Below are 13288 nucleotides of genomic sequence, written 5' to 3' on the forward strand. Positions count from 1 at the left end.
CCACATAATTAAAAAGGGTGCTCCTGCATTAAAATGTTACTTCTTCTTGTCTTTATCCAATATATTTTGTTCTTCAGCAAACTCCGTACCATATGCAAAGCGGCGATTAATACGAATGTTATCATTGTTGTGCCTTGTATGAGAGTTAGAGAAGCGATGAACGATTACTTCAGATAAAGTGAAGACGATGGCAGAAAGGATACTGCCCCATGCAATTTGCATATAGTTGTCTAATAAAATATTACCGAAAATCCATACGCTTAAATATGTTAATAAGAAATCCGACATAATGGCACCAGTATTGCCAATTCGATTTAAAATAATTTTATCAACGAACATGTAGGATACGATTGTAACAAAGAGACTGAATGAAATAATTTGAACAAACGTTGCAGGGAAAAATAAAGCAAGCCCAATGCTAAATGCGATAATGCACGATATAAACTTGATAAGCACTACTGTGAAATCATTCAAAATTTACACCTCCGATTTATACATAGTTTTTCAATAAATTCTGAAGTTCATACATTGTAACGGATTTATTTATATAAAACTTTTTCATGTTCGGAATTTAGTCTAAATATTATAAAAACATTGAAAAAATGTTATAGTAAAATGAGAGTGTATGACATTTTTAGGTAAGGGGGAATCCAGGATGTGGATTACTTCAGAAGTAGAAATTCCAGATGAGTTAATTGATCACCTTGAGCAAGGAAAGTTAGTGTTATTTGTTGGAGCGGGAGTTTCTATGAAAGGGAAATCAAACTTACCGAATTTTGATGATTTAGTTGATGAAATTGCAAAAACGTTATATGTCGAAAAACGCGAAATAACAGAACCACATGATTATTATCTTGGTAAAATTGCGAAAACAAAAGATGTACATCAAGTCGCAAGAGATCTTGTTCATATAGAGAAATCAAAACCGAATCCATTGCATTATGCAATTCCAAGGCTATTTCCTTTAGATACAGATATCCGCATTGTAACAACAAATTTTGATCAACATTTTACAACAGCAATTAAGGAAATAAATAGAGATATCAATGTTTATTACGCTCCAGCTTTACCGACTGGGAGAGCTTTTAAAGGTCTTGCTTATATACATGGTAATGTAGAACAGGAGAAAGAGGCTTTAATTTTAACAGACGGTGATTTTGGAAGGGCTTACTTAACAGAAGGATGGGCAAGAAGATTTTTAGTTGATCTATTCTCAAATTACACCGTTTTATTCGTTGGATATAGTCATAATGACCCAGTAATGAAATATTTAGCAACTGGTTTACCACCAAGTACAAGACGATTTGCTTTTGTCGCACAAGGAGAAAATACGTACCATTGGGAACATTTAGGGATAAGACCAATTGTGTATCCGAATAAGGTGAATAATCATCAATCCCTCGTAAAAGCGGTAAAACGCTGGGCTGAATTAATGGGTGATAATTATATTACGAAAAGAATGCGTATTCGGGATATTGTAACGGTTCCCCCGTCAGTAGAACAGGAACAATTATCATACATAAAGCAATCGATTAAAAAAATTGAAACAGTACGTTACTTTGTGGAATTTGCTCATGATTATGAATGGGTCGAATGGTTAGAAGCAGAAGGTAAATTACAAAATTTGTTTATGCTTACGCCAAACTATAATGAAGTAGATGAATTACTTGCAGAATGGTTAGTGGAACAATTTCTTTTTAGTCATCAGAAAGAATTATTTCAATTAATTTATAAAAACTATTCTAAAATATCACCGTTATTATGGAGAACAATTTGTAACTACTTAAACGAAACGAAGAGTAAGATGGACCCGCTGTTGTTTGCAAGGTGGACACTCCTTTTATTAGAAACAGCTGAAAAAGATAGTAGCTCTATAGAAAAGATTTCTAAGTTACTGCAAAAATGTTCTTTTCCTGAGCATAAAGAAATTGCCTTATTGTTACTAACTTTTATTTTAGACGGAAAACTGAAGTTGAAACGTGTAAGAAAATGGGGGAATGATACGCAAGAATCAATAGAACTCGAGGAATCGAGTCGCTTACCAGTATCTACATTTTCTCATGTGGAGCAAATTTGGAACGAAAAGATGAGGCCATATATCGCTTATTATGCTGTTCCAATTATGATGATTGGATTAGAAAAATTGAGAATGTTGTCGTTAAGACAAACGGCACTGAAAAAAAGAAATAAGGAAAATGTAGAGAAAGAGTTTCATCAAAATGATCTTGCATTTTTAATACGAATTGTAAAAGAGTGTCTAACTTATTTATGCGAAAACAATGAGAAAAAAGCGGATTATTATATTACAGAAATGATAGAAGCAAATAGTGTACTTCAAAAGCGAATTGCAATTGATGCGATGAATAAAAATATTTTTGTTCGTGTAGATGACAAAATGAAATGGTTGTTACATGAAGGACTTCTTTTAGATTTCACTTATAAACACGAAGTTTTTCAACTTTTAAAAAGGCATTATGCACATTGTTTAGAAAAAACAAAAGAAGAAGTCACTCGAACTGTAATAAAGCATCTTACAGAAGAGAGGGTATTTGATGCATGTCTCGTATTAGACTTATTATTCAAGTGTGATTCGAGTAGCCCATCTACGGCAAATGGGTATGAGTTAATGAAGCAAAAGCATCCTCATTTTCATTCTGAACGATACAGTGTACAAAAGAAAGAAGATACAGCAGAAAGCATTACTTGCAATGTAACTGCTGACGGATTATTGCAGCTGAAAGATGTTGAAATTATGAAGCAAGTTCAGCAATTTTCGCAAGATGGTGTTTTTGAACAACGCCATTTTTTAGAGATGTTATCAAAAGCATGTAAATTAAACACAGAGTGGAGTATTTCATTTGCATACCGATTAGTAGGAGTGCAAGAAATAAGTAATGAAGTATGGTTTGTTTGTATTAGAGAATGGCGAAATAATCGAGGATTGACGAATGAGCAAATCCAAAAAATTATTCCGCTATTGCAGAAATTTGTTAGAAATACCGCTTTTCATTGGTTAATTAGTAGTTTTCTATATGAAGTTAGTAATCGACTAGAAGAGTTAGAAGAGAATAGTATACGTGTTGTAAAACGATTTGCTTTTTCAGTGTTTCCTCAAGTTATGAAGAGTGATACAGATTTTAAGCTTGGGAAACAAGATTTTTATAATGAATCAATTCAGCATCCAGTTGGAAAAATGACGGCTGTATTATTAAAGTTGTTATCATATGATCATTTATACGATCGTAATGTATATGAATATTTATTTTTATTTGAAGAACAAGTAAGAGTTAATTCGGAACGAACAAACTTTATGTTTGCCCGTTTAATAGCAGATATTACATTTTTATATCATATTGAAAAACAATGGTGCCGAAAATATTTGTTACCATACTTAGATTTAAAAAAACAAAATGAGATTACGGAATATGCATGGGCCGGCTTATGTTACACGCAAATAAATTTACCTTTATTTACAGAAATGAAGCGATTTATTAAGTATGCGATAGAACATTTGGAAGTATTACATCCGCATACGAGAGAAGCTTTCTTGAAGTGGCTTAGCTTTGTATTTATTAAATGTGTACTATATTGGGAGCAAAAAACAGATTGGTTATACCCGTTACTCATACTAGAAAATGAAGAAAATAAAATTAAGTTTATGCAGTTTTTATGCTATTACGTCAAAACATTAAGTGTAAAAGAACAACAAAAATTTTGGACAGCTTGGCTCAGTGTATTTTTGCGAGAACGACCAAAAATGGGTGAGATAACTGCAAGAGAATATGTAATGCTTTTACGTATTATTTTATACATGGATGAAATATTAGAAAAAGGATTATGTATTATGTCTCGTGCATTTTCAAGTGTACATGGTAAATGTACAGGTGAGGAAATGAAGCAGTTATTGATTGAAATGCTTCATAAAAAAGAAAGTATGAAAGCGCATAAAGAAATATTTGCAAATGTGTTTTTTATTTTACTACAAACATGTCACGAAGCCGTTTTATTTGAAAAAGAAATCATACAAATAAAAGAATTATTAGTTCAGTATGAAGTAGAGGAATATGTTTTACATTTACTAGAAAATGAAATGATTCGCATAGGAATTGTAATGGGTGATTTACAAAAAGAATTATAGGACGAAAGTGGAATTTTAAAAAATATATAAAAAGTTGTTGACAGTGTTTTGAAAAGCGTTCTATAATACGAATCATACTTATTCAATTTCAAAAAACATTTGAATAAACAAAGTGCAATGAAGAGATCACAGTAGTGGTTAATCTTACTGTAACAGAGAGCTGGTGGTTGGTGTGAACCAGTACAGGGATAATCATGAATTACAGTCTTGGAGCATCTTTTTCGTAATAAAGATAGTTTGTCTTTATGAGGAAAAAGCGGTCAATTGATCGTTAACAGTGAAGAGAGGTAGACGGAAAGTTAGTCTGCAACTAGGGTGGTACCGCGATAAATATCGTCCCTACTGATTTATTCAGTAGGGACTTTTTGTATTTTAGTGGTCCAACTTGAAAATAAAATAGTCATGCATTGAAAGGAAAAGCAGTAGTTGTTGTTTCCCTGTAACAGAGAGCTGGTGGTTGGTGCGAACCAGTACATAAACAAGAGCGAATTACAGTCCTAGAGCATCTTTTTCGTAGTAAAGATAGTATTGTCTTTATGAAGGGAAAGACGGTCAGATGATCGTTAACAATGAAGAGAGGTAGACGAAAGAAGTCTACAACTAGGGTGGTACCGCGATAAATATCGTCCCTACTGATTGGATCAGTAGGGCTTTTTTGTACAAAAAAGTGGGTTTCTAACTAGTAGTTCATGTCTTTGTACGAATTATTAGTTTAAGATAAGAAGAGGTATCGATTCCACTATAAATTTGTATAATTAGTCAGTTCAGAAAATAGAGAATTTTTTATTCTCTTACTATACTTTTAAAACATTAGAGGAGGATTTCCAAATGGCAAATCATGAATTAGATCAATTACGTAAACAGGTAGATGAAATTAACTTACAACTATTACACCTTTTAAACAAACGTGGTGAAATCGTTCAAAAAATTGGAGAGCAAAAGCAAGTACAAGGTACGAAACGCTTTGATCCAGTACGTGAGCGTGAAGTACTTGATATGATCGCAGAGCATAACGAAGGACCATTCGAAACATCAACAGTTCAACATATTTTCAAAACAATCTTCAAAGCTAGCTTAGAGTTACAAGAAGATGATAACCGTAAAGCGTTATTAGTATCACGTAAAAAGAAACAAGAAAACACAATCGTTGATGTAAAAGGTGAATTGATTGGTAACGGAACACAAACATTCATCATGGGACCTTGTGCGGTAGAAAGCTTAGAACAAGTTCGCCAAGTAGGGCAAGCGATGAAAGACCAAGGCTTAAAATTAATGCGCGGTGGTGCATTCAAACCGAGAACTTCTCCATACGATTTCCAAGGTTTAGGAGTAGAAGGACTTCAAATTTTACGTCAAGTAGCAGATGAGTTTGACTTAGCAATTATTAGTGAAATTTTAAATCCGAACGATGTTGAAATGGCATTAGACTACGTTGATGTAATTCAAGTTGGCGCACGTAACATGCAAAACTTCGATTTATTACGAGCTGTAGGTAAAGTTAACAAACCAGTATTATTAAAACGTGGATTAGCAGCAACAATTGATGAGTTCATTAACGCAGCGGAATACATCATTGCGCAAGGTAACGATCAAATTATTCTTTGTGAGCGCGGTATCCGCACATACGAAAGAGCAACACGTAACACATTAGACATTTCTGCAGTACCAATTTTAAAGAAAGAAACACATTTACCAGTTATCGTTGATGTAACACATTCAACTGGACGCAGAGATTTATTATTACCAACAGCGAAAGCGGCACTTGCAATTGGCGCAGATGCAGTAATGGCTGAAGTTCATCCAGATCCAGCAGTTGCATTATCAGATTCTGCACAACAAATGGACATTCCAGAATTCCATAGATTCATGGATGAGTTAAAAGGTTTCAAAAATAAATTATCTTAATTCCATATCATATATGCGTTGAAGAGGAAACAGTAGTGCTTATCTCACTGTTAAAGAGAGCTGATGGTCGGTGTGAATCAGTACAAAGGTAAGCATGAATTACAGCCTTGGAGCATCTTTCCCGACAACTTTTGGAGGGGAAGACGGTCAAACGATCGTTAAAGAAGAAGAGAGGTAGACGAAAGAAGTCTACAACTAGGGTGGTACCGCGATAAACATCGTCCCTACTGAGCGCTCAGTAGGGACTTTTTTGTACAAAAAAATAGTAAAGGGGCAAGAGAAATGAGATACATTACAGCTGGAGAATCACATGGACCGCAGTTAACAGTTATTTTAGAAGGTGTACCAGCCGGTTTGACACTTACGGCGGAACATATTAATAAAGAATTATTAAGAAGACAAAAAGGTCATGGACGCGGAAGACGTATGCAAATTGAAACAGATACAGTTGAAATTGTAAGTGGTGTTCGTCACGGGATGACACTTGGATCACCGATTACGTTAATTGTAAAAAATGATGATTTCAAACATTGGACGAAAGTAATGGGTGCAGAGCCAATTTCGGAAAAAGAAAGTAAAGACATGAAACGTACAATTACAAAACCACGTCCCGGACATGCAGATTTAAATGGAGCAATTAAATATGGTCATCGTGATATAAGAAACGTATTAGAGCGGTCATCTGCAAGAGAAACGACAGTTCGTGTAGCTGCTGGTGCAGTTGCAAAACAAATTTTAAGCGAATTAGGCGTGGAAATTGCAGGACATGTTCTTGAAATTGGTGGAGTAAAAGCAAAACATATTTCAAACTTATCGATTGAAGAAATTCAAACAATTACTGAAAACTCACCAGTTCGATGTTTAGATAAAGAAGTAGAGCAAGAAATGATGAATGCGATTGACAACGCAAAAAGTAGTGGAGATTCAATCGGTGGTATTGTGGAAGTCATTGCAGAAGGTATGCCGATTGGCGTCGGTAGTTACGTCCATTACGATCGTAAATTAGATGCAAAACTTGCTGGTGCAATTATGAGTATAAATGCATTTAAAGGTGCTGAAATTGGCGTAGGTTTTGAAGCGGCACGACAACCAGGAAGCAAAGTGCATGATGAAATTCTGTGGGATGAAGAAAAAGGATACACGAGAAAAACGAATAATGCCGGCGGTCTAGAAGGCGGTATGACAACAGGTATGCCAATTATCGTAAGAGGCGTGATGAAGCCGATTCCTACTTTATACAAACCGTTAGCAAGCGTTGATATTGATACGAAAGAAGCATTCCAAGCGAGTATTGAAAGATCTGATAGTTGCGCAGTACCAGCGGCGGGTGTAGTAGCTGAATCTGTTGTGGCATGGGAACTTGCAGATGCTCTAGTCGAACAATTCGGAAAAGATCGTATGGAATTATTAAAACAAAATATTATGCAACACAATAACTACGCAAAAGAATTTTAATAAAAAGGTGGGTTTAACGTGCAAGTAAAAGATCAACTATCATCATTACAACCATATAAACCAGGTAAATCACCAGAACAAATGAAAGAAGTGTACGGAGATCATTTGTTTGTGAAATTAGCATCGAATGAAAATCCATTTGGTTGTTCACCGAGAGTTTTAGAAGAGTTGCAAAACTCTTGGTTGGAACATGCTTTATATCCTGACGGAGGTGCTACAACGCTCCGTCAAACAATCGCAGATAAGTTGCATGTGCAAATGGAACAAGTACTTTGTGGTAGTGGTTTAGATGAAATCATTCAAATAATAAGCCGCGCCGTATTACGAGCGGGAGATAACATTGTAACAGCAGGTGCAACATTCCCGCAGTACCGTCATCATGCAATTATAGAAGGTTGCGAAGTGAAGGAAGTTGCGTTAAATAACGGTGTATACGACTTAGAAGAAATTTCTTCAGTAGTAGATAACAATACAAAAATTGTATGGATTTGTAACCCGAACAATCCAACAGGCACATATGTGAATGACCGAAAATTGACTCAATTCATTGAAGGTATTAGTGAAAATACGTTAATTGTCATTGATGAAGCGTACTATGAATACGTAACAGCAAAAGATTTCCCAGAGACATTACCGCTTTTAGAAAAACATAAAAATATTCTTGTACTTAGAACATTTTCTAAAGCGTACGGATTAGCTTCTTTCCGCGTTGGATATGCGGTTGGACAGGAAGAGTTAATCGAAAAATTAAATGTCGTTCGTTTGCCATTTAACGTATCTTCATTAGCGCAAAAAGCAGCGACGATTGCTTTTGGTGACGATGAGTTTATTGAGGAAATAGTTCGTGTAAATACAGAGGGATTACAACAATATGAAAGCTTTTGTAAGGAAAATGAAATTCCATTTTATCCATCGCAAACAAATTTCATCTTCTTGCCAGTTGAGAATGCTGGAGAGATTTATGAAGCTTGTGCACACGCAGGATTTATTATTCGTCCGTTCCCGAATGGTATCCGTATTACAGTCGGAACAAGGGAGCAAAATGAAGGGGTGATTTCAGTGTTACAACAACACTTTGAAAATAAAAAAAGAAAGTCTCGAGATGAGGAAAATGCGTAAAAAGGTAGTATTAATTGGAACAGGTTTAATAGGAGGCTCTCTCGCATTAGCAATTAAGAAAGAGCACGATGTAACGATAACAGGGTACGATATATTTAAAGAGCAAGTAGAGCGTGCAAAAGAATTACATGTAGTAGATGAAATAGCAATTAATTTACAGCATGCATGTGAAGAGGCACATTTAATTGTTTTTGCTTCTCCAGTTGAAGAAACGAAGAAGTTATTACACAAATTAGCGTCATTTCGTTTACGAGAAGATGTGATTGTAACCGATGTTGGTAGTACAAAAGGGACGATTATGAATGAAGCGGAAGCTTTGTTTTCAAAAGAAGTTTCTTTCATTGGCGGACATCCGATGGCAGGTTCTCATAAAACAGGCGTTGAAAGTGCAAAAGCGCATTTATTTGAAAATGCATTTTACATTTTAACGCCGATGAATCATGTGCCAAATGAACATGTAGAAGAACTTAAGCGTTGGTTAAATGGAACGGGATCTCATTTTCTCGTTTTAAATACGGAAGAACATGATTATGTAACAGGGATCGTTAGTCATTTTCCGCATCTTATCGCAGCTGGGTTAGTAAAGCAAGTGGAGAAACATGCAGGAGATAATCCGCTCATTCATCAACTAGCTGCCGGAGGATTTAAAGACATTACACGTATCGCATCTAGTAGCCCAAAAATGTGGAGTGATATTGTTAAACAAAATCGTGAGCATTTAATGGTATTATTAAAAGAGTGGATCTCTGAAATGGAAGATTTATATGATACAGTTTCGACCGGAGATGCAGGCGAGATTCAAAACTATTTTGCAGACGCGAAAGAATACCGTGACTCTTTACCAGTACGAAAGAGAGGGGCAATTCCTGCCTATCACGACTTATACGTCGATGTTTTAGATAAAGTAGGGGCATTGGCTCATATTACGAGTATTTTGGCGCGCGAAGAAATTAGTATTACGAACTTGCAAATATTAGAAGCGCGTGAAGGATTGCTTGGGGTATTACGTATTAGCTTCCAAAGAGAAGAAGATCGTATGAAAGCAAAGCTAGCGCTTGGAGAAGAAAAATACCAAACTTATGAAACAATTTAAATGAGAAGGTGAAAACGTGAAGGAAAGAACGATACAACCTGTTAATAACGGATTAAATGGTAACATTACAATTCCAGGAGATAAATCCATTTCACACCGCGCTGTCATGTTCGGTGCGATTGCAGAAGGAAAAACAACAATTAAAGGTTTCTTGCCCGGTGCAGATTGTTTAAGTACGATTTCTTGTTTTAAAGAAATGGGAGTAGACATCGTGCAAAACGGTGATGAAGTCACTGTAGTTGGCAAAGGATTAGAAGGTTTACAAGAACCGAAAGCTGTATTAGATGTTGGTAATTCTGGTACAACTATACGTTTAATGTCAGGGATTTTGGCAAATACACCATTTTTCTCTTGCGTACAAGGTGATGCATCTATCGCAAAAAGACCGATGAAACGTGTTACAAATCCATTAAAACAAATGGGTGCAAACATTGATGGGCGGGAAGAAGGAACGTTTACACCGCTAACAATACGGGGCGGAGATTTAAAAGCAATTGAATACACTTCGCCTGTAGCAAGCGCACAAGTAAAGTCAGCTATTTTACTTGCAGGACTTCGCACAGAAGGTGTAACAGCTGTTACAGAACCACATATTTCCCGTGATCATACGGAAAGAATGCTTGAAGCATTTGGCGTTACAGTAACGCGCGAAGGAAAAACAGTGAAACTTGCAGGTGGACAAAAGCTAACAGCAACAGATGTTCAAGTGCCAGGTGACGTATCATCAGCTGCATTTTTCCTAGTAGCCGGTGCAATCATTCCAAATAGTAAACTAGTATTACAAAATGTAGGGATGAATCCAACTCGTACAGGTATTATTGATGTTTTAGAGAAAATGGGTGCTACGTTCACTGTAGAGCCAATTAACGAAGGATCATCAGAACCAGCTGCAAACATTACGATTGAAACATCTTCATTAAAAGGAATTGAAATTGGCGGGGATATTATCCCAAGATTAATTGATGAGATTCCTGTTATTGCATTAGCGGCAACGCAAGCAGAAGGAATTACAGTAATTAAAGATGCACACGAATTAAAAGTAAAAGAAACAAACCGTATTGATACAGTCGTTGCTGAGTTAACGAAACTAGGAGCTCGAATAGAAGCAACTGATGACGGTATGATCATTTATGGAAAATCAGCTCTAAAAGGCAATATAGTAAATAGTTATGGTGATCACCGTATCGGAATGATGCTTGCAATTGCTGGCTGCCTGGCAGAAGGAAAAACAATTATTGAAGATGCAGAAGCAGTAGGTGTATCATATCCTACATTCTTTGACGAACTTCAAAAGTTAGCTAAATAAAAAGGGTGGAAAGCAGATACGTGATGTATCTGCTTTTTTTGTTAAAACGTCCGTGTAATTTCACTTACCGAACTATAATAGTAAGAATTATGATACAATTTAAATAGGGAATGGAGGAGAATTATATGAATGTCATACAATTAAAAGAAGATAAGTTCAGAGAAGCATTACGTTTATCAGAATACGCTTTTCAATATAAAGTAGATGAGGAACGATTACAGCAGCAACTTACAAAAATGAAGGAAAGTCATGAAATATACGGCATTATGGAAGGGGAAGACTTAGCTGCAAAACTACACCTCATTCCGTTTCATATTTACATAGGTAAAGAAAAATTTAAAATGGGTGGCGTTGCAGGAGTAGCGACGTATCCAGAGTACAGAAGAAGTGGGTATGTAAAAGAGCTACTTCAACATTCACTTCAAACAATGAAAAAAGATGGCTATACAGTCTCTATGTTACATCCATTTGCTGTTTCATTTTATCGTAAATACGGCTGGGAACTTTGTGCGAATCTACTCAAATGTCATATGAGTAAGAGCGATTTAGTAATGAAAAAACAAGTAAATGGTACTGTGAAACGTTTTAATAAAGAAAATCATCCAGAAGAAGTCGAGAAGCTCTATGAAGCATTTGCAGAACGTTTTTCATGTATGTTAGTTCGAGAGAAGAACTGGTGGTTACAAGCGGTTTATGATGATTTAACATTAGCCATTTACTATGATGAAAATAAAAAGGCAGCAGGTTACATGTTATACAAAATAGAAAACTATAAAATGACAGTAGAAGAATTTGTACCACTGCATAATGAAGCACGAAATGGTCTGTGGAACTTTATTTGTCAGCATGATTCTATGATTAAAGAAATTGAAATGACAGTAAGTGAGAGCGAACCATTATTATATACATTGCAAGAGCCACGCGTGAAGACAGAAATAAAACCATATTTTATGGGAAGAATTGTAGATGTGGAGCAGTTTTTAAAACAATATGAGTTGAATTGGAACAATGTACAGCAAGAAGTGATCCTAAACATTACAGACGCATTTGCTCCATGGAATAACATAACAGTGAGACTTGCAAATCATGAAATAACAATTGTAGAAGAAACAACGGAAAAAGGAATTAAACTGGATATAACTGCGCTATCGGCAATAATGCTTGGATATAAACGTCCGTTAGAACTAAATGAACTGGAATTCATTAGTGGAAGTGACGAAGTAATACGGTCATTTGATAATTTAGTACCAGTGCGTAAGCCGTTTATTTATGATTTCTTTTAATTTGCATGTATGAAGGCGGGCTATCCCAAGTGAAATTTTGGGATATCCTCCTCTTATATTGTGAATTTCTTTCGGTAAGTCGATATATCATGAGAATCGCTGATATAATTTTAAGTTGCGCCAATATATCCAGAAAGTTGCTCATATAATTTCATTCACAAATAGGGGATAAGAAATGACAGCTATACTTTGTCACACACTTGACTTTTAGCGTATCTAATTTATAATTAAAAACGGAATGAATTTTCATTCCTGGAAATTGAGGTGGAAAAATGGCTAAAAACAAACAAGAGGATATTTTTGATGCTGCAATACAACTTTTTGCAGAACGAGGTTATGATGGTACAACAATTCCCATGATTGCTGAAAAAGCAAAAGTAGGTGCAGGTACGATTTACCGTTATTTTGAAAATAAAGAAGCGCTTGTTAATTCTTTATTTACGAAAAGTGTTTTACAACTATCGGAATTAATAAAAAATGATTTCCCGGTCGATGCAAATATTCGTGAACAGTTTAGCCATACATACAACCGTTTATTTGAATTTGCGAGACAAAATGCAGATGCTTTTCTTTTTACAAATTCTCACTGTGATAGTTATTTTCTAGATGAACATAGCAATGAAATATTCGAGGACTTCATGGGTTTCTTCATGAACTTGATTGAAGATGGAATCGAAAAAGGTTTGCTTCGTCCATTACCACCAATTGCTTTAATTATTATTGTATATCAACCAATTGAAAAATTAATTAAAGTAATGGAAACAGGGCAGTTAGAATATACAGATGAATTGGTAAAGGAATTGGAAGAAAGCTGTTGGAATGCTATTAGAATCATTTGATTCTATAGCGTTATAAGGATAGGAATGAACATTCATTCCGATTTACCTAGTTTAATATAGTTAATTAATAATTTAATAGAATGATAGGAATGAACGTTCATTCCTATAAATTTTTTCAAAAGATTAGGAATGAATATTCATTCCACGTGT

General features: G+C 35.3%; 9 protein-coding genes and 3 other annotated features. Of the genes, 8 read left to right on the plus strand and 1 reads right to left on the minus strand.

Going from position 1 to position 13288, the window contains the following annotated elements:
- Positions 1–36: 36 nt before the first annotated feature.
- Positions 37–474 (minus strand): YndM family protein, encoded by a 438-nt coding sequence (locus ACTFRH_RS14015; RefSeq protein ID WP_000997702.1) that lies wholly within the window; start codon positions 472–474, stop codon positions 37–39.
- Positions 475–655: 181 nt separating this feature from the next.
- Here ACTFRH_RS14015 and ACTFRH_RS14020 point away from each other — a divergent pair, with 181 nt between their 5' ends.
- From ACTFRH_RS14020 to ACTFRH_RS14055, 8 genes are all read left to right on the plus strand, one after another.
- A complete protein-coding gene (locus tag ACTFRH_RS14020) occupies positions 656–4138 on the plus strand; it encodes a DUF4020 domain-containing protein (RefSeq protein ID WP_000265218.1) in 3483 nt (1160 codons plus the stop codon).
- A 108-nt stretch (positions 4139–4246) separates the two neighbouring features.
- Positions 4247–4482 (plus strand) — a binding site (T-box leader).
- Between the two features lie 54 nt (positions 4483–4536).
- Positions 4537–4772 (plus strand) — a binding site (T-box leader).
- A 194-nt stretch (positions 4773–4966) separates the two neighbouring features.
- Positions 4967–6043, plus strand: coding sequence for a bifunctional 3-deoxy-7-phosphoheptulonate synthase/chorismate mutase (locus ACTFRH_RS14025; protein WP_001273575.1), 1077 nt, complete (start codon positions 4967–4969; stop codon positions 6041–6043).
- 9 nt (positions 6044–6052) lie between these two features.
- Positions 6053–6272, plus strand: a binding site (T-box leader).
- Positions 6273–6325: 53 nt separating this feature from the next.
- Positions 6326–7498: a chorismate synthase gene (gene aroC, locus ACTFRH_RS14030; protein WP_001269424.1), complete on the plus strand. Its 1173-nt coding sequence runs from the start codon at positions 6326–6328 to the stop codon at positions 7496–7498.
- Positions 7499–7516: 18 nt separating this feature from the next.
- Positions 7517–8617 carry a histidinol-phosphate transaminase gene (hisC, locus tag ACTFRH_RS14035; RefSeq protein ID WP_001197237.1) on the plus strand — a complete coding sequence of 367 codons (1101 nt, stop codon included), beginning with the start codon at positions 7517–7519 and terminating at the stop codon, positions 8615–8617.
- On the plus strand, positions 8610–9710 hold the full coding sequence (tyrA, locus tag ACTFRH_RS14040) for a prephenate dehydrogenase (RefSeq protein WP_001228129.1): 1101 nt from the start codon (positions 8610–8612) through the stop codon (positions 9708–9710). Before hisC ends, tyrA begins: the two co-directional genes overlap by 8 nt.
- 16 nt (positions 9711–9726) lie before the next feature.
- Entirely contained in the window at positions 9727–11016 is a 1290-nt protein-coding gene (gene aroA, locus ACTFRH_RS14045; RefSeq protein ID WP_000664614.1) for a 3-phosphoshikimate 1-carboxyvinyltransferase, read from the plus strand.
- A gap of 125 nt (positions 11017–11141) precedes the next feature.
- Positions 11142–12299 (plus strand): GNAT family N-acetyltransferase, encoded by a 1158-nt coding sequence (locus tag ACTFRH_RS14050; protein WP_001100921.1) that lies wholly within the window; start codon positions 11142–11144, stop codon positions 12297–12299.
- 272 nt (positions 12300–12571) lie between these two features.
- Positions 12572–13138, plus strand: a complete 567-nt coding sequence (locus tag ACTFRH_RS14055) for a TetR/AcrR family transcriptional regulator (RefSeq protein ID WP_001107290.1) — start codon at positions 12572–12574, stop codon at positions 13136–13138.
- The last annotated feature ends 150 nt before the right edge of the window (positions 13139–13288 follow it).

This window comes from Bacillus cereus group sp. MYBK216-1, assembly GCF_051916495.1.
GTDB classification, from domain to species: Bacteria; Bacillota; Bacilli; order Bacillales; family Bacillaceae_G; genus Bacillus_A; species Bacillus_A thuringiensis_K.

Excerpts from the sequence above, each read along its gene's own strand:
- ACTFRH_RS14020 (WP_000265218.1), top strand. The coding sequence starts at position 656 with ATGTGGATTACTTCAGAAGTAGAAATTCCAGATGAGTTAATTGATCAC.
- ACTFRH_RS14025 (WP_001273575.1), top strand. The coding sequence starts at position 4,967 with ATGGCAAATCATGAATTAGATCAATTACGTAAACAGGTAGATGAAATT.
- aroC (WP_001269424.1), top strand. The coding sequence starts at position 6,326 with ATGAGATACATTACAGCTGGAGAATCACATGGACCGCAGTTAACAGTT.
- tyrA (WP_001228129.1), top strand. The coding sequence starts at position 8,610 with ATGCGTAAAAAGGTAGTATTAATTGGAACAGGTTTAATAGGAGGCTCT.
- ACTFRH_RS14050 (WP_001100921.1), top strand. The coding sequence starts at position 11,142 with ATGAATGTCATACAATTAAAAGAAGATAAGTTCAGAGAAGCATTACGT.
- ACTFRH_RS14055 (WP_001107290.1), top strand. The coding sequence starts at position 12,572 with ATGGCTAAAAACAAACAAGAGGATATTTTTGATGCTGCAATACAACTT.